11 protein-coding genes are annotated in these 18100 nt (G+C 73.4%); 8 read left to right on the top strand and 3 right to left on the bottom strand.

Going from position 1 to position 18100, the window contains the following annotated elements:
• The first annotated feature begins 393 nt into the window (after positions 1–393).
• Positions 394–4416 (top strand): serine/threonine-protein kinase, encoded by a 4023-nt coding sequence (locus POL72_RS45310; RefSeq protein ID WP_272103136.1) that lies wholly within the window; start codon positions 394–396, stop codon positions 4414–4416.
• Between the two features lie 21 nt (positions 4417–4437).
• Here the strand turns inward: POL72_RS45310 and POL72_RS45305 are convergent, their stop codons facing one another.
• Positions 4438–7353, bottom strand: a complete 2916-nt coding sequence (locus POL72_RS45305) for a PQQ-dependent sugar dehydrogenase (RefSeq protein ID WP_272103135.1) — start codon at positions 7351–7353, stop codon at positions 4438–4440.
• Positions 7354–8074: 721 nt separating this feature from the next.
• On the opposite strand from POL72_RS45305, the gene POL72_RS45300 reads away from it, so the two are divergent.
• The 3 genes from POL72_RS45300 to POL72_RS45290 are packed head-to-tail and all read left to right on the top strand — an operon-like array spanning position 8075 to position 11434.
• Positions 8075–8599, top strand: coding sequence for a hypothetical protein (locus POL72_RS45300; protein ID WP_044964684.1), 525 nt, complete (start codon positions 8075–8077; stop codon positions 8597–8599).
• Entirely contained in the window at positions 8580–8957 is a 378-nt protein-coding gene (locus POL72_RS45295) for a hypothetical protein (protein ID WP_272103134.1), read from the top strand. The genes POL72_RS45300 and POL72_RS45295 overlap by 20 nt, the downstream gene beginning before the upstream one ends.
• Positions 8958–8974: 17 nt before the next feature.
• Positions 8975–11434 carry a SpoIIE family protein phosphatase gene (locus tag POL72_RS45290; RefSeq protein ID WP_272103133.1) on the top strand — a complete coding sequence of 820 codons (2460 nt, stop codon included), beginning with the start codon at positions 8975–8977 and terminating at the stop codon, positions 11432–11434.
• 19 nt (positions 11435–11453) lie between these two features.
• Here the strand turns inward: POL72_RS45290 and POL72_RS45285 are convergent, their stop codons facing one another.
• Complete coding sequence (locus POL72_RS45285) at positions 11454–13622, bottom strand: serine/threonine protein kinase (protein ID WP_272103132.1); 2169 nt, start codon at positions 13620–13622, stop codon at positions 11454–11456.
• A gap of 177 nt (positions 13623–13799) precedes the next feature.
• On the opposite strand from POL72_RS45285, the gene POL72_RS45280 reads away from it, so the two are divergent.
• From POL72_RS45280 to POL72_RS45270, 3 genes are all read left to right on the top strand, one after another.
• Positions 13800–14717, top strand: coding sequence for an SIMPL domain-containing protein (locus tag POL72_RS45280; RefSeq protein WP_272103131.1), 918 nt, complete (start codon positions 13800–13802; stop codon positions 14715–14717).
• A gap of 148 nt (positions 14718–14865) precedes the next feature.
• Positions 14866–15564: a hypothetical protein gene (locus POL72_RS45275; RefSeq protein WP_272103130.1), complete on the top strand. Its 699-nt coding sequence runs from the start codon at positions 14866–14868 to the stop codon at positions 15562–15564.
• A 92-nt stretch (positions 15565–15656) separates the two neighbouring features.
• The gene (locus tag POL72_RS45270; protein WP_272103129.1) at positions 15657–16538 is read left to right on the top strand and encodes a tRNA1(Val) (adenine(37)-N6)-methyltransferase; all 882 of its coding nucleotides are present in this window, start codon (positions 15657–15659) and stop codon (positions 16536–16538) included.
• Positions 16539–16638: 100 nt separating this feature from the next.
• Here the strand turns inward: POL72_RS45270 and POL72_RS45265 are convergent, their stop codons facing one another.
• Positions 16639–17355, bottom strand: coding sequence for a hypothetical protein (locus tag POL72_RS45265; protein WP_272103128.1), 717 nt, complete (start codon positions 17353–17355; stop codon positions 16639–16641).
• Positions 17356–17548: 193 nt separating this feature from the next.
• On the opposite strand from POL72_RS45265, the gene POL72_RS45260 reads away from it, so the two are divergent.
• A complete protein-coding gene (locus tag POL72_RS45260; protein ID WP_272103127.1) occupies positions 17549–17986 on the top strand; it encodes a nucleotide triphosphate diphosphatase NUDT15 in 438 nt (145 codons plus the stop codon).
• The last annotated feature ends 114 nt before the right edge of the window (positions 17987–18100 follow it).

Genomic DNA, 18100 nt, shown 5'->3' with positions numbered 1-18100 from the left:
CCGCGCGCGACAGTCACGCGAAGACCCGATACCACGTCTCCGAAGGTGGGTGTTCGACGGAGATTCACCCCCTGCCGTTCGCGCGCGCGGCTTCTCGGAGGACAAGAGCCGCGGTCCCTCCCACGGAGCGCGACGGAGGCCGCCGCTGTCCTCCAGTGTCGACACGACGCCCACGATGTCGCGGGTGACCGAGCAAACCGAGAAGACAGAGCAAACCGAGCAGACCGAGCACGCACTTTCGCTATGGGCATAAGGCGGTGTGGCGCAATGCGGTTTTCCTGCTCGTGGCAACCCCGATAACCGGTAATATCGGTCACGGATCGCGCCGGGCCCCACCCGAGGTCATCCGAGGTCTTCTTGCCGCGTTGCCCTTCCTGCCATCGCCGACTCGCAGTGCTCACCTCCTGCCCGACGGACGGAGCCACGGCGCCGTCCCGCCCAGCGCCGGTCGATCTCGGCGCCGAGACGCCGCCGTCCGTCGCGGGCTTCCTCGTCGGCCCGCCGCTCGCGGCAGGCGCCTTCTCGGTCATCTGGGCCGCGACGCGCGCGGAGGACGGCGCCCCCGCCGTGCTCAAGGTCAGCACGGCCCACTCGCTGCTCGCGCGCGAGCGGTTCCGCAGCGAGGCGTGGGCGCTCGAGCAGCTCGGCCCCCCGGCCTCGCCTCGCCTGCTCCAGAACGGCGTGCTCGAGGACGGCCGCGCGTACATCGCGATGGAGCGCCTCCGCGGCGAGACGCTGGCGGCCCACCTCGAGGGCCTGCCCGCCGCGCCCGACCTGCGCTCCGCCCTCGACGTCGCGCTCGGCGTGCTGAGCTGCCTCCAGGTGGTGCACGAGCGCGGCCTGGTCCACCTGGATCTCGCGCCCGAGAACGTCTTCCTCGAGCCCGACGGCGGCGTGCGGCTCCTCGACTTCGGCCTCACGCAGCGCGTGCGCGGCGTCGTCTGCCACCCGGCGGACAGCGCGCTCACCACGCTGGGCGCCATGCTCGGGACGCCCGAGTACGCCGCGCCCGAGCGGCTCCGGGGCGAGCCGCTCGACGCGCGCGCGGACCTCTACGCCTTCGGCGCGCTCCTCTTCGAGCTGCTCACGCTGCGCCCTCCGTTCGCGGGCGATCGCGCGAACGTCACGCAGGGGCACCTCGGCCGGCTCCCCCCGAGGCCGAGCGAGATCGCCCCGGTCCCTCCGTCCATCGAGGCCCTCGTCCTCGCCTGCCTCGCCAAGGAGCGCGCGCTCCGCCCGGCGGACGCCGCGGGCCTGCGGGCCGCGCTCGCGTCGGCGGGCGCCGAGGCGCTCGCCCTGGCCGGCGGCGCCGCCGGCGCCGCGGCGACCGCGGGAGACGATGTCGCCACGGGCTCCACGGACCGGCACGACACGGTGGTGCTCGCCCTGGAGGCCCGCGGCGCCGAGGCCGAGGTCCGCGCCGCCGTGGCCCGCCACGACGGGCACCTCGCGCGGCAGCGCGGCTACCGCTTCGTCGCGATCTTCCCCGGCCCGAAAGAGGCGGCCGCGGAGCGCGCGCTCCTCGCGGGGCGGGAGATCGTCGCTTCGGTCGGCGCGCCCCTCGCGATCCACATCGCGCCGTTGAAGCTCCGCCGTGACGCCGAGAGCGTGCACGCCGCCGGGATCGCCGTGGAGCGGCCCGAGTCGTGGCTCCCCGCGGATTCGTGGCGGGGCATCGCGCTCAGCGCCGAGCTCGTCACCGCGCATCCCGGGTTCGATGTCGTCGCGGCGAGCGAGGACGGCCGCTACTTCTTCGCCCCGGACGCGCCCCCGCCCTCGGGCCATCGCGGCGCCGCGCGCGCCGCGCCGCCGCTCGTCGGGCGCGGCGACGTTCAGGGCGCCGTCGAGGAGAGCCGCGAGCGCGCGCTCGCGGGCCTCGGGCCCGGCCTGTGCGCGCTGATCGGCGAGCGCGGCGTCGGCAAGTCGCGGCTCGCCGAGGAGATCGCCGAGAGCAGCCGCCGCGCCCACCCGGGCGCGCTCGTGATCTCGCTGCGCGCCGAGCCGGAGCTCGGCGCGCGGCCCGGGGGCGGCTTCGGCCAGACCGCGGCCGCCTTGCTCGCCGAGGTGCTCGGCGCGAGGGACGGCGCCCCCGCGGCGCCCGACGACCCGCGCGCGTTCTGCGTCGAGCGGCTCGGAGAGCCGCTCGGCGGCGAGGTGTGGCCGGCCGTGGCCGCGATCCTCGGCTGGACGGGCGGCTCCGCAGGCCAGCCGCCGCCGCGCCGCGGGAGCGTGATCCGGGCGCTCGCAGAGGCGCTCCGCCGCCGGGGGATGGAGCGGCCCGTCGTCGTGATCGTCGACGACGCGCACCTCGCCGACGGCGCCACGCTCGACGCGCTCGACCTCGCGACGCGGCGCGAGGCGTCGGTCGCGCTCTGGGTGCTGCTCGCCGGCGCGCCGGCGCGCTGCTCGCCGACGCCGCGGCGCCACGCGCTGAGCGCCCGCGGCCACGCGCGCGATCACGTCGCGCTCCCGCCGCTCGACGACGCCGCCGGGCTCCTGCTCTGCGCGGAGCTCCTCCGGCCCGCGGAGCCTCCGCCGAGCGCGACGCTCCGGCGCATCTGCGCGTGGGCCGGCTACAACCCGCGCGGCCTCGTGGAGCTCACCCGGGCGATCAAGCGGGCGGGCCTCGTGCGGCTGCGGGCGAGATCGAGCGGCCACCAGCTCGCGACCGCCGAGCTGGAGAGGCTCCCGCCGTCGCCCGCGTGGCAGTGGTTCGCCGCGCGGCAGCTCGAGGCGCTCCCGCCGGAGCTCGCCGCCTGCGCGAGGCTCTGCGCGGTGCTCGGCTTCGAGGTCTCGGAGGACGTGGCGGCGAGCGTGCAACGCGCGTTCGAACGCGAGGGCGCGCCGGCGTACGTCGACCACGTCGACGTCTCGAGCGCCCTGCGCGCGCTGGTGGCGCGAGGGCTCCTCGTGCCCCGCGGCGCGCACGACGCCGCGCCGCGCGAGGGCGCCCTCTGCGGCGGCGCCAGCTACGCCTTCCGGAGCGCGCTCTTGCAGGAGGCCATCTACGCGCTGCTCCCGGAGGAGGAGCGCGCGGCGATGCACCGGCACGCGCTCGCCGTCTGGGAGCTCAGGGCCGAGGCCCGGCCGAGGGCGCCGGAGCTGCTCGAGCCGATCGCGCGCCACGCCGCGGCCGCCGGGGCGCGCGCGCGCGCGGCGCACGCGTACCTGCTCCTCGGCGATCTCCAGCGCGACCGGCACAACAACGCGGTGGCAGAGAGCCATTACGCGTCCGCGCTCCTCTGGGCCGACGGCGACGATCAGCGCCAGCGGTACCTCGCGCTCCTCGGCCGCGCGCGCGTGCGCTACCGCGTCCTGCGCACCGGCGAGGCGCTCGACGATCTCCGCTCCGCGGGGGCGCTCGCCCGGACGATGAAGGACCCGCGGATGATCGCGGAGGCGCTGCTCGAGGAGGCGACCGCGCTCGACTGGGCCGGCTCCTGGGAAGAGTCGGCGGCGCGCGTCGAGGAGGTGATCCCGCTGCTCGACGTCCGCGAGGGCCGCGCCGACGCCGCGCTCGCCGCGCGCTTCGAGGTCGCGGCAGGCCGCTCGGCGTTCCGCAAGGGCAACCTGGACGACGCGCTCGAGCGGCTCACGCAGGGCGTGGAGCGCGTCCGCGAGGCCGATCACGACACGCACGTGACGGGGCTCACGCTGCTGGCCTGCGTGCTCGCACGGTCCGGCCAGCTCGAGGAGGCGGAGCGGCGCTTCGACGACGCCGTGCGCAGCTGTGAGGAGCGCGGCGACCGGGGCCACCTCTGCGCGGCGCTCGTCCGCCGCGCGGAGCTCTGGCCGGCGCTCGACGCCCCGGATCGCGCGATGGCGGACCTCCGGCGCGCGGTCCAGCTGGCCCGCGAGGAGGCGAGCACCCTGGCGGAGCGCGACGCGACGATCAAGCTCGCGGAGCTGCTCTACCTCTGGGGGCACGAGGACGAGGCGCTGCCCCTGGTGCGGCAGGCGCGCTCGCTCGACGAGCAGCTCAAGGACAGGCCGGCCTACAGGAGCGCGCTCCTGCTCGCGCGGATCCATGCGATGCGCGACGAGCACGCGGACGCGAGCCGGCAGCTCCGGTGGCTGAGGGCGCAGGGGGCGATCGCGGATCTGCCGCCGTACGCCCAGGCCCTCCTCGGCGTCATGCAGCTCGCCGTGAAGGATCCGAGGTCCGGCATGGAGAGCCCGCGCACGCGGGCGACGGTGCGCGAGGAGGGGGAGCCGCCCGGCGAGCTGGGCGGCGGCCTCAGCGCCGATCAGCGGGTCGAGCTCCTCTACTGGCGGGCGCGCGCCCTGCTCGACGCCGGCCGCCCCGAGGATCTGGCGCTGCTCCTCGCGCGCACCGCGCCGCTGCTCGCCGAGAGCCGGGCCTGGCGCCCGCGCTTCGCGAAGCTCCGGGCGGGCGACGGGCAGCTCGCGGGATAGCGCCGCTCGGGCGCGGGGCCTTCACCTCGGATCGACGCGGAACACCTCGCCGGTCAGCATGACGACATAGAGCTCGCCGGCGGCGTCCTCGCCGAACGAGGCCGCGGGCAGGCGCGACTCGAGGTCCGCCGTGATCTCGACGTGATCCCGCACCCGCGAGCCGTCCCACCGCAGCGTCCAGAAGCGGTGCGTCCCGTAGTCGCCGTAAACGTACCTTCCCCGGAGGCACGGGATCGCTGACCCGCGGTAGACGTAGCCGCCCGTGATCGAGCCGCCCTCCCCGCTCGAGTGGCTGTGCTCCACGGCGGGCGCGACGCCGACGCGGGAGCACCCGGCGGCGACGCAGTGGTCACCCTCCATCGCCGGCCACCCGTAATTGCGCCGCCCGGTGCGCGCGGGCTCGATGTCGAGCTCTTCCCACGCGTTCTGTCCCACGTCGGCGATGTAGAGATCCCCGGTGCTCCGGTCGAAGCTGATGCGCCATGGATTGCGCAGGCCGTAGTCCCAGACGAGCGGGTTCACGCCCGCGCCGGAGAGGTTGCCTGAAGGGCCGAGCCCGCTGTCCACGTCGATCCGCAGGATCTTGCCGAGCGGAGACGAGAGGTCCTTGGCCGGAGAGGCCGAATACGGCGTGACAGCCGAGTCGCCCACGGACGCGTAGAGGTAGCCGTCGGGGCCGAACGCGAGCGTGCCGCCCACGTGGTTCCAGCCGCCGTGATTCGCGTCAAGGAGCGTCCGGACAGGCACGCTCCCCGCCGACGTGTCCGCGACATCGGGGTTCGAGGCCGAGCGGCGGAACTCGGCGATCGTGACGTTGCCCCTCGGCGCGGCGGTGTAGAAGAGCCAGAACCTGCCGTTGCTCGCGTAGCCCGGGTGAAACGCCATCCCGAGCAGCCCGCCTTCCGCGGTCGGGCTGGGCGCGCACACGAGCGGGTTCGCGCTCGCCGGCCGCGCCGGCGGGCACGAGGCGCCGCCCCGGAGTTCGAGGAACGGGGTGGACCGGAGGACACCGTCCTTGATCAGGCGGACGATGCCGTCCTTTTCGAGGACGAACATCCTCGATCGGTCGCCCGGCGGGCTGGCGAGGAAGACGGGGGTCGCCAGGCCGGCCGCGACCTGCGTGAGCTTCAGGCGCGGCACCCCGGCGCACGCGGCGCCGGAGCCGCCGCTGCTGGCGCCGGAGCCGCCGCTGCTGGCGCCGGAGCCGCCGCTGCTGGCGCCGGAGCCGCCGCTGCTGGCGCCGGAGCCGGAGCTCGCGCTCGTGCTGCTGACGCCAACGCTCGCGCCGCCTGCGCCGCTGCCTGCGCTGCCGCCGCCGCTCCCTGCCTCGGGCGGCGGCCCGAGGTCCTCGATCCAGGAGCGGACAGCCGCGAGGCCCGCCGCGTCGGCGGCGTCCGACGCGATCGGGGGCATCTGGGCCCTGGAGCCGCGGTTCTCCATCCGGCGCACGACGGCGCTCGACTCGGGATCTCCCGGCGTGATCCGGTAGAGCGCGCCGGGCTCCCAGAAGCTGGGCGTCACGCGCACGCCGGTCGTGTACGTATCGGTGCTCTCCACCGTGGTGTTCGCCGCGAGGAGGCGTGTCCGCAGGGTCGCGACGCCTGTGCTGTTGTGGCAATTGCCGCAGTTCGCATGGAGATAGCCGAGCGCGGCGGCCGCCCGGGCGTCGCCCGGCGGGCGCACCCCTCCCCGCATCGGGACGGTGAGCCACCCGGCGTCGCTCAGGGACGCGATCGTCTCGCCCGGTCCATCGTGGCTCAGCTGCAGCGCGCTGAAGCCGAGGACGCGCTCCGGGAGCTTGCCGTGGCACTCCCAGCAGTCCGCGGTCCGGGGGATGTCGTGCGCGGTCCCGCGCGCGTCCTCGACGCCCTCCTCGACGAGGAACGCGTCGTTCCTCGCAGGATCCCACGCGTACGCGGCGAACAGCCAGTCATCGATGCCCGGCCCGAACCGGTGGATGAACCGCGTCTCCACGGCCACGCCCTCCGCGCGGAACTCCTTCCAGAAGCGCGCGCCGACGGGCAGCGACCAGTGATCCATGTCGCTCGTGTCGACGGTGGAGCAGGGCGGCAGGTACACGAAGCGCCGCTTCGCGGCCCCGTCCGACCAGAGCTCGTAAGCAGGACGAAACTCGCGCGTGCCCGCCGCCCGCGATCGGGTCGTGATGTCGGCGTAGAGCCCGGTCTCGGAGAGCCGCGCGGGCGGCAGCGGATCGGGCGGCAGCGCGGCCGCGCCGGCGCACGGATCGCCCGCCGCGCTCGACGCGCCCGTCGAGCTCGACGCGGCGGCGCTCGACACGGCGGCGCTCGACACGGCGGCGCTCGACGCGGCGGCGCTCGACACGGCGGCGCTCGACGTGCCGACCGTCGCGCCCGTGCAGGGAGCGCAGCGCGGCCCTCCGCAGTCGAGGCCCACCTCGAGGCCGTTCATCACCCCGTCCGAGCAGGTCACGTAACAGACGTCGAGCCTGGGGCGCTCCTGCGCGCTGCCGATCTCGCTGCTCCTCAGGTAGGTCGTGTGGGCGCGCTCCTCGTCGCCCTCGGCGAGCAGCACGCCGTCGTTCCGCGCCGTCCCGAGCGCCCACGACTGCACGAGCGCCGACACGTCCGCCGCCCGAGCGCCGACGCCCGCCTCGGCCGCGATGGTCGCCGCGCTCTCGCCTTCAAAGCCGCTGTCCCCGAGGCTCGACCAGGTGACGGTGCGCTCGTCCCACGGGATCGTGACGCGGTGTACGCTCACAGCGCTGCTCTCCACCGCGTACGTCTGATGGAAGACCAGCGAGGCAGAGAGGACCGTCGCGCCGACCGGCACGGGAGAGAGCCCGAAGTACACGACAGACCGGCGGCGGCCGGCGCCCGCGGCCCACCCCGTCGAGAGGTTCGGAGATGCGGAGTCGTTCCACCCCGGAGCGTTTTGCCACAGTGTCGCATCTCTCACCGTGCCGAGAGCTCCACGCTGGATGGTGACGCACACCGCACCATCGCTCGAGAGCGCTGCTGGGGCCGCTCCGAGCGCCACCGAATCGCCCTCTCCGACACCGTGACTCGCGCCGGCGGGGCGCCCGGGCTCGCCCTCCGTCCCGGGCGCGGTGCTGCAGCCGATGGCCGCTGCCGCCGCGGCGGCGCCGGCCAGGACGCCGCGCACCACGAGAAAAGGGAGGCCCGTCATCGCCGCCAAGCGATGCGGGCGGCGGCGCGACAGCCCGAGTGGCCAGGGCGGCCCGAGCGAGAAGCGTCGTTGTTTCATTCAGCAATACCCTCCTTGCAGGGTCGCCCGGCGGGATCTTTCCCTCAGGTGAAGGCGTATGTGCGCGAGGGGCGCGGTGGCCGCACCGGATCCATGGACACACCTGGGCGCCGATGGACGCCACGTTCGTCATCGACGAGCAGGATCAACGAGCATGCCACTCCGCCGCGGACAACGCGTCGCGTTATGCCCTGGTGCGAAGTGCGCCGCCGCTCGAACTGCGAAGCGCATCACATTCCGAGGTGAGAACCGCATCACATCGGAAGCTCAATGGCGAAGGCGGAGCTCGCTCCGGGCGCCCTCTCCGTTCCGCGCTCGCCCTCACGGGAATCACGAGAGCCACGAGAGAAGCCGCGCCGCCCGCGGAACTAGTGGTTGGATCCTGCGCCAGGGCGGCGTAACATAACAGATTGTGTCATCCCCCGAACCGACGCAGAGCGCCTCGCTATTCCTCTGCATCACCTTCTTTCCGAGCGAGCGCCTGGCGACGGCGGTGCTGCGGCTGGTGTCCAGCTTCTGCGGCGCCGTGCTGGACGACGCGAATGTGAGCTCGCGGTTCTACATGGCCGCGCACGAGCTCGCCGAGAACATCACGAAATACTCCACCGGCCCTCGCGTCAGCCTCGAGCTCGCGCTGGAGGAGGACGAGAGGTCGCACATCATGAAGATCCGCGCGCGCAACGAGGCGTCGCCGGAGCGGCTGCGAGAGGTCGAGAAGCGGCTGCTCGACCTGAAGACGGCGAGCGACCCGCTGAAGCACTACGACGACCTCATCACGGAGACAGCGATGGTCGAGGGCGTCTCCGGCCTGGGCCTCGCGCGCGTCCGCGCCGAGGGAGGGCTCGACGTCGACTACAAGATCGAGGGCAACGAGCTCACGATCATCGCGCACGCGCCGCTCGAGCGGTGGAGGATGAATGGACAGCCTAAGGGTTGATCGCGTCACCACGGACAGCTTCGGCATCGAGCCGGCGCTGCTCGGCGATCGCCTGAGTATCAAGCTCACCGGGACGGGCGACATGGCGGCGGCCGCGCCGCTCGGCGCCTATTGCAAGGAGGTCCAGCACGAGGTGCGGCGCCTCTCGCTCGCAGCCGTGGAGTTCGACATACGCGCGCTGTACTTCCTGAACTCGAGCTGCCTGAAGGCGTTCATCGCCTTCATCGCCGGCGTCACCGGCGATGGCCCCAAGTGCAAGGTTCGGTTCATCACGGACGCGAGGCTCGGGTGGCAGCGGCGGAGCCTGGCGGCCCTGGAGCGCATGTCCCCCGGCCTCGTCTCCATCCACGACAAGTGAACGGGGAGCGATAGATCATGGCGGCGAAGCGCCACACGATCGCCCTCCTGACCGACTATCTTTGCGGCGAGTACCAGTCCGAGGCGCGCTTCGGGGTCGAGCGCGCGGCCGAGGCGCACGGCGTCAACCTCATCGTGGCCTTCGGCGAGACGCGCGCCCGCCAGGGCTACACGCTGGACGCCCGGGGCGGGATCTATTCGCTCATCGGCGCGACGACGGTCGATGGGGCGGTGATCATGTCGTCGGCGCTCACCAACTACGTCGGCTCCGAGGGAGCGCACGAGTTCTGCCGAGCGTTCGCGCCCTTGCCCGTGTGCAGCGTGGGGCTCGCGCTGGACGGCATCCCGAGCGTCATCGTCGACAACGCGGTCGGGGGGGAGGCGGCGGTCGCGCACGTGCTCGACGATCACGCGTGCAAGCGCGTCGCCTACATCAGCGGGCCGGCCAACAACGAGGAGGCGAAGCTGCGCGCCGGGGCGTACCGGAGGGCCCTCGAGGCGCGCGCGCTCCCCTATGACGAGCGCCTCTTCGTGTACGGCGATTTTCTGATCGACGGCGGCCGCCGCGCGATGCGCGAGCTCCTCGGGCGCAGGGTCGAGTTCGATGCCGTCGTCGCCGGCAACGACAACATGGCCCTCGGCGCGATGGACACGCTGAAGGCGCACGGCGTCGACATCCCTGGCGACGTCCTCGTGTGCGGGTTCGACGACGTCGCCGTCTCGCGCGTCACCAGGCCGTCGTTGACGACCGTCCGCCATCCGATCAAGGAGCTCGGGGCGCTCGCCGTCGAGACCGTCGTGCGCCAGCTCCGCGGCGAGCGTGTGCCGGAGTGCAGCCTCCTTCCCGTCGAGCTCACGCGGCGCGAGTCGTGCGGCTGCGGCTACTATTCTGCCCTCCCGCGCCCGACCGGGGCGCCTCCGCGCCGCGAGCCGCTCTCCGTCGCCGCGCAGCAGGAGCCCCTGGAGCGCGCGCTCGCGCGGTGCGTGACGGTCCCGGCGGCGTCGCTTCAGGCCTGGCCCCGAGAGCTGCTGTCGGCGCTCGAGGAGGAGCTGACGGGGCGGGAGGACCGCTTCCTGACGGCGCTCCAGGACGTCCTCGACGCGGCGGCGCGCGAGGGCGTCGCCCTCGACCAGTTCCAGGGCGCGATCACGCTGCTCCGCGCGAAGATCGGCCGGGCGCCCGGCCGCGCCTCCGACGACCGCCTCGAGCGGCTCTGGCACACGTGCCGCGTCCTGATCAGCAACGCCTCCGTGCGCGCCGAGGGCGAGAAGCGGCTGTACCTGGAGCGCGCGTCGGTCAACCTCAGCTGGACCGGCATGTTCTTCTCGACCTGCCTGGGCATGCCCACCCTCCGGCGCACGCTCGCGGCGGAGCTGCCGAAGCTGGATCTCACGCACGTCGCCATATCGCTCTTCGACGACCCCCAGCGCGCCACCTTGCAGTCGCTCTTTCTGATGGAGAACAGCCGCGAGGTGGAGCCGCCGCCCGGGACCTTCGCGTCCGCGTGCCTCGCGCCGCCCGGATTCCTGAGCTCGTCGGAGCGCTGGAGCGTCGTCGCGATGCCGCTCACGTTCGGGGAGACGGAGCACTACGGCATCGCGCTCGTCAACAGCGGCGCGAACGAGACGGTCTACGACGCGGTGCGCCTCCAGATCGGCTCCGCGATGAAGGCGGTGTCGATGCACCGGGAGATCGTCCGGCACGTGGAGATCCGCGAGCGGCTGGAGCAGGAGAGGGTCGATCAGGAGACCCTCGTCGCGAAGCACATCCAGACCACGCTCGTCCCGGCGCACCTCTTGGTGGACGGGCTCGAGCTCTCCGCGATGATGCGGCCGGCCGCGGAGGTCGGCGGCGACTACTACGACGTGCTCCCGACGCGGGATGGCGGGTGGCTCGGGATCGGCGACGTCGCGGGGCACGGGCTCGTGGCGGGCCTCGTCATGTTGATGATCCAGAGCATGGTCGCGGCCATGACCCGCAGGGATCCGAGCGCCCGCCCGAGCGAGGTCGTCTCGGCGCTCAACCGGGCGATCTACGACAACATCCGCGACCGGCTGAAGCGCGACGAGCACGCGACCCTGCTGCTGCTGCGCTACGAGCGCGGCGGGCGGGTGACGTTCGCGGGCGCGCACGACGACATCATCGTGTGCCGCGCGAGGACGCGGAGGAGCGAGTGCATCCCGAGCTCCGGCGTGTGGGTCGGCGTCCTGCCGTCCATCGACGCGATGACCAGGGACGCCGAGCTCCTCCTCGAGGACGGCGACCTGCTCGTGCTCTACAGCGACGGGGTGACGGAGGCGCGCAACGCGCACCGGGAGCAGTTCGGGCTCTCGCGGCTCTGCTCCACCGTCGAAGCCGCCCAGGACACGCCTGTCGACGACATCCGCGACCGGATCCTGCGGGAGGTCGACGGCTGGTGCCCGAGCCCGGACGACGACATCACGCTCGTCGTGGCCAGGTACCGCGCGCCGCGGTGATGGCGGCTCGCCGGGCTCGTCAGCCCGTGACGCGGCCCTCGATGATGCCGCCGTCCGCGGTGATGGCGACGACCACCTCGCCGTCGACGAACAGCGACACGACCGGGCCGACCCACGCGTCGTTCTCCCAGACGCACTCCCACACCCCCGCCATGGGCGGGATGCCGCCGCGCCGCACCCAGATGCGCCCCGCGCTGCCCGCCCAGGCGCGCCCCTCCGCGTCGATCGTCGCGGCCGACAGGGCGCGCCGCGGCTCGATGTTCTCCGTGAAGATGCTCTGCCCGTACCGCCAGACGACGCTCCCCTCCGCGCCGACGGCGATGCCCACGCCGAGATCGGGCCGCCCGGCGCACGCGACGAACGCCCGCGCGGGCGGCGCCGGGATGCGCTCCAGGTGCCAGTCGAGCGGCGCGTAGAGCGCGACGAGCCCCTCGCCCTTGCTCGATCGGCCGACGACGAGCCACCGCTCGTCCTCGACGCGCGCGACCGCGGCGAGGAGCGCGACGCCGTCGGCCGGCATCGGCCGCAGCCAGCGCTTGGCGATGAACGCGTGGAGGAGCGGCCGCGGATCGTTCGGCGTCGTCGAGACGAGGATGCCCATGTCCTCGAGGTCGCCGCTCAGCGCGACGTGGCTCTGCGGCTCTCCCGGCAGCTGGAAGACGCCCGTCACGCCGCCCGTCGTGTACACAGCGAGCGTCGAGGCGTCGCCGCCGATCAGCCACCGGCCGGGCCCGATCCGGTGCACGAAGCGCACGCCCTGCGGGCTCGGGAGTCCGCCGGACGACGCCTCGCTCCAGCTCGTCCCGTTCCAGAAGAGCAGCCCCCCCGTGGCCGCGGCGAGGCACCGGCCATAGCCGTCCCAGGCCACGCTCCGGATGACCGAATCGAGGCTCGGGTGGTGGAGCACGCTCCACGTCCAGCGCTCGACGACCGCCGACAGGCGCGGCGCGGGCTCCCGCGAGGCGCGCGGGGGCACAGTGATGATCTCGGCCTCGATCGGGCGGTCCTGGCTCGGGCGCTCGGCGGCCTTGGCGTTTCGCGGCGACAGCAGCGTCTGGCCGAGCTCCCCCTTGAGCAGCACCGGCGCCTTCAGGTGCGTGGACGGGACGGTCATCGGACCGACCTCCTCGGCGGCGCGCACGCGCTGCTCGCCGGCGCTCGCCACGATCCGCTGCTCCAGCGCGGAGATCGGCGAGGCGGGGCGGAGGTACGGCGAGAGCATCGCGGCCACGGCCACCGCCTCCTGGAGGCGCTCCTGCGCCTCGCCGGTGGACGCCCAGCGGAGCGCGAAGTCGATCGACTTGCACGCCTGCTCGTTGGCGCGCAGCGCGGGGTGGAGCCACCGCGTCTCGACGATGCTCCGGCGCGCGCGCGCCATGGCGGCCATGAGCGCCTGCGCCTGCGACTCCGCGATGATGTACTCCTCGCCCGTGAGCAGGAAGAAGATGACGGACGCGAGGTTGAAGATGTCGGTCCACGGGCCGATCGTGCTCGGATCCGCGGACAGCATCTCCGGCGGCGCGACCCCGGCGTTGCCGACGACGCCGGCCATGATCGTCTCGCGGATGCCGCGCGGCCGCGCCATGCCGAAGTCGCTGATCTTGAACAGCTCGTCGTCGCCGGAGCCGCAGCAGAGGATGCTCTCCGGCGTGAGCTGCCGATGGACGACGCCGACGTCGTGCACCGCCGACAGCCCGCTCGTGATGCACTCGATGGCGCGCGTCGCGCGCGCAGGATCGAACGCGTGGCCCGTGGCCTGGATGGTCCCCTGCACCCGCTGCCGGAGCGTCACGCCCTGCACGCCGCCGTGCACGTACTCGATGGTGATCCAGGGAAGATTGAGCGCCTTCGTGCCGCGGCGGACCTCGAACGTGCCGGTGTCGATGAGCCGGACCACGAAGGGGGTCGGAGGGACCTGCTCGTTGAGGCGGCCGAGGGACACCGCCTCTTTCTTCACGATGACGGCCGCTGACGGACCCATCTGCCTGAAGAGCGACGGCCGGAGGATCTTGACGACCACGGGCGTCTCGCCTTCGGGCGCGGTGCGGACCGCGTAGAACGAGACGAACATCGCCCCGGCCCCGGCGCGCGACACGATGCGGTAGCCGATGCTTGACGAGAGGTCGCTGGCGATCGTGGCACCCTGCAGACCTCCGAGGGCCTCTTCATCGCTGGGTATTGTGAGCACGTGAACGACCATAGCGCACCCGGCGCGGCGTGGAACAACTTGCCGAGGGGGAGCAACGCCGCCGCCTCGGGCATCGCCGGAGCGCCTCGGGGAGCGGCCCGTCGGTCTGCTCGCGGCGGCGAGCGCCGAGGGGGCGCCCCCCTGTAAGCCGCCGTGGGCGGCGCGCGTTGCACGGGCATGAAGAACCAGCGCTCCCTGTCCCGCACGTGCCTCGCCGGGCTCCTGCTCTCGGTCACACCGCTCCTCGCCGCGTGCGCGGCGCAGGCGTCGCCGCCCCTGGCCAACGCTCCGGAGGTCAACACCATCACGGTCGTCGGCCGCGGCGACGTCAGCGCGAGGCCTGACGTCGCCCGGGCCCAGATGGGCATCGAGGTGATGGCGCCGACGGTGCACGAGGCGACGAAGCTGGCCGCGGCGCGCATGACCGAGATCCTCGCCGCGCTCAAGAACGCCGGCCTGGCCGAGAAGGACATCCAGACCAGCAACTACTCCATCCAGCTCGTGCGGCAGTCCGACGTGCCGCCCTGGATGGCCATGGGCTACGCGCCGCCGGCGCCCGCGCCCGCGCCGGCGGCGCCGGCCGCGGCGCCCGCGGCGCCCGCGGGGCGCGGACCGAAGCCGACGCCGACGCCCGCGCCGAAGCCGCCGCCTGCCGACCTGGCGCCGGCAGCGCCGCCTCCGCCGACGCACTTCTATCAGGTGAGCAACACGGTGATGGTCGTGATCCGCAAGCTCGATCAGGTCGGGGCGGTGCTCGACGCGGCCGTGGCCGCCGGCGCGAACAACGTCTGGGGCGTCTCGTTCGGCCTCGACGAGACCGACCCGCTCGAGGCGCGCGCGCGGGAGAAGGCGATCGCGGACGCGCGGGCTCGCGCCGAGGCGCTCGCCAGGCTCCAGGGCGTCTCGCTCGGCCACGTCGTCTCGATCAGCGAGGTCGTCGAGCAGGGCCCGATCTACGCCCCCCGCCCCATGGCCGCCTCCGGCGGGTACTCCGCGGACATCGGTACGCCCGTGTCGTCCGGCGAGGTCCCGTTCGGCACGCAGGTGAAGGTCGTCTACGCGCTGGAGAGCGCGCCGGCGACCCCGCGCAAGTGACCTCGCGGCGCAAGTGGCGGGGCCGCGTGGGCCCCGCCCTGCGCGGCGGCCGCCAGATTCCAGCTAGATCAACCGCACATCGCCCCAGCAGGTAGAGTCCCAGAATCCAGCACGGCCCCAACCCCATCGGTCCCTGCACAGCGCCACCATGATCGCTCCGTCCCGCCCTTTCCCTCGCCGCGCTGCCGCCTTCGCGGCGCGCTCGCGCTGCCCCGCCGCGCTCGTTCGCTCGCTCGCGGCGGCAGCGCTCGCCGTCTCGACCACGGGCTGCCTCGTGGTCTCGCCGCCGGTGTACGAGCATCCCGAGCAGACCGCACCGGTGCTCACGGCGGTCTCCCCTCTCCCGCACAGGCCCATACACGTCACTCCGGAGGACAAATCCAACTACAGATCGAAGGATTTCGTCGCGACGGTGCTGTCCGAGGACAGCGGTGATCCCGTGCGGATCGCCCTGTACGTCGACTACGGGAGCCGCACATCGGAAGACTACCCGTATCCGTACCGGAGGTTCGCGGAATTGCCCTCGTTCCCGGCCGGGGCCATCGCCGACGGACAGCGCGTCATCACGGCCACGTTGAACTTCGGCCTCGTGGCTTTCCCGAACGACGGAGCGACGCCGGTGCGGGAGTGCCATACCGTCACCATGGTGGCAACACACGCCTTGAACGCGAACAAGTGCAATTGTCCGGACAACCCGGACGACATGGGCTTGCTCACCTGGCAGATCATCGACTGTGACCCGAGCGAGCCGACATGCCCCAAGTCGTGCCCTCCGCTGGACTGCGAGACCATCCCGTGCCTCTTCTGCGATGATCCCTCGCTCGAGGATCGCTGCGCGAACCGCTGAAGCCGCGGGGCCGCCGCGCTCCACGCGGGGCCGCGCGTTCGAGGGGGATGGCGCGCGCCCCTGGCGCCGCAGGGGCGTGGTACATGGGGTCGATGATCGCTCCCCCTGATGTCCAGCCGTCCCTCGCGCCGCGCGGCGGGGTCGTGCGCCCTGCGCGCCGGCCGCCCGGGTGGGTCGTCCCCGGGCCGCAGCCGGCGACGCCGGATCGCCCGGACGTCTGGCCCGGCCCCGGCGAGGACCTCTGCTATCTGTCGGGCGACTTCCGGATCCTGCAGCGGCTCGACGGGCACCGCTGGTCGGCCGACGACCTCGTGACCGCCTGGTTCGCGGCCGAGCGGGTGGCGCACGCGCCCCCGCTCCGCACGGTCGACCTGGGCTGCGGCATCGGCACGGTGCTCCTGTTCACCGCGTGGCGCTTCCCGGACGCGCGCTGCGCGGGCGTGGAGGCGCAGGAGGTGAGCGCCTCGATGGCGCGGCGCTCGGTCGCGTGGAACGGCGTCGACGCACGCGGCGAGGTCCGGTGGGGGGACCTGCGCGATCCGGCGGTGCTCGACGGGCTCGCGCCTGCGGACCTCGTGACGGGGACGCCGCCGTACCTGCCGGTCGGCACCGGCATCGAATCCGGTCGGGTCCAGTGCGGGCCGTGCCGCTTCGAGCACCGCGGCGGCGTGGAGGACTACTGCCTCGCGGCCGCGCGGCTGCTCGCTCCCGGCGCGCCGTTCGTGGCCTGCGCGGCGGCGCGGCAGCGGCCTCGCGTCGAGGCGGCGGCGGCTGCGGCGGGGCTCGCGCTCGAGGCGTGGCGCGACGTCGTCCCCAAGGACGGCAAGGTGGCCCTGTTCTCGGTCTATGCCCTGCGCCGCGCCGAGGCCGTGACGTCGTGCCACGACGAGCCGCCGCTCGTTCTGCGAGGCCGGAACGGGCGCTTCACCGAGGAGTTCGACGCGCTCCGCCGGACGATGGGAATGCCGGTGTAGCCGGGCTCCTGCGCGGGTGTCGCGCCGGTGGCTCACCGCTGTTGGACAGCACTCATTACCGGCAGATCCGCACCGGCAGATCCGCCTCTTTCGGCGGCGGTCAGCTCGGCTGCGACACGAGCGGAAGGGTCATGGTCTGCGCGCGGAACAACGGCCGTCCGTCGCGCGACGCGGGCGCGTCCTTCGCCTGCTGGCCCTGGGCCGGGCGCGGGCGCGCCGGGCGCGCCGGCTTGTCTCCAGGCTCTGGCGCAGGCGCAGGCGCAGCGGACACGCTCTCGACCGGGGCCTCCCATGCGTGCCGGGTCCCGCCGGCCTCGTTGGCCTGGAAGAACACGGCGCGGAGCGCCCTCCCCTCGACGTCCGTCTCGACGGCCATCATCCAGAACCACGGGCCATCCGGCTCGGTTTCTCCCCCCATGAACGAGAAGGCCATCTGTCGCGACTCCGCGCGGCGACCGTGCTCGCTGCGCGCGGCCTCGAGGTGCCGCTGCGAGGGTTTGTCGGCCGGACCGCGGTACACGCGCACCGCAACGCCCTCGATGTGCGGCATGAAGTACAGCCCATCTCGATGGACGGAGAGCCAGGGGTGTTTCCCGCTCTCTTCCAGCTTGCAGAGGGAATGACCGAACCGCTCGTGCGCCTTGCAGCCGATGCCCCAGCTGGTATCGCCCTCCTCGCGGTTCGCCTCGCTGAACGCCTTGTTGCGGACATCGACCGCCGTCTGCGCCAGGAGGACGAGCCGACTCTGCTGGAGGACGGGGTTCAGCTCCCAGGGCAAGGACGCATCCATCGGGTCTGGCACGGTACGCGTGTTCACTGAAAAGTCAATCGGTACCGGCGCTTGCACGTGCGCGAGGTGGCTCCGTGCGCCGCGCGGGCGGCGCGGCTCGCGCAGCGGGGGCGGCGGGTCGACCGGACGCCTTTCGAGCGGCGCCGCTGCGCGCCTTGCCAGAGCGCGCCGTGCTAGAGCGCGCGCCACGCACGACGGGTGTCGCGCGCGGGAGGTGTCCTTGGGAGAGGCGATCGTCGGAGGGAACGCCGCGGAGCGGCCGCTGGTCGGCGTGGGCGTCATGATGGTGCGCGACGGGCGCGTGCTGCTCGCGCGGCGGCGCGGCAGCCACGGCGACGGCAGCTACTCGTGGTGCGGCGGCCACCTCGAGCTCGGCGAGTCGTTCGAGGACTGCGCCATCCGCGAGGTGCGCGAGGAGAGCGGCCTCCTCGTCAGGAAGCTCTCCTTCCTTTGCCTGAGCAACATCCTCGCCTACGGCAAGCACTACGTGGACATCCAGCTCCTCGCGGAGGAGTTCGACGGCGAGCTCGAGGAGCGCGAGCCCCACAAGATCGCCGGCTGGGGCTGGTACCCGCTCGACGCGCTGCCCAGCCCGCTGTTCCGGCCGGTGGAGCTGGCCATCGCGAGCTACCGCAGCGGCCGCCGCTACAATCCCTGATCCCGTCCGCCGTGCGCTGGACGGCCCCGCACAGGCGGCGGGAACGCGCGCTCATGGATGCGGCTGCACCGGATCCCGAGCCCAAAGAAACCATGAGATCTTTTTATGTGTTCG

This window comes from Sorangium aterium (assembly GCF_028368935.1).
Lineage (GTDB): Bacteria > Myxococcota_A > Polyangia > Polyangiales > Polyangiaceae > Sorangium > Sorangium atrum.
The sequence above is the reverse complement of the archived record's forward strand: the minus strand, read 5'-3'. Positions and strand labels throughout refer to the sequence as shown.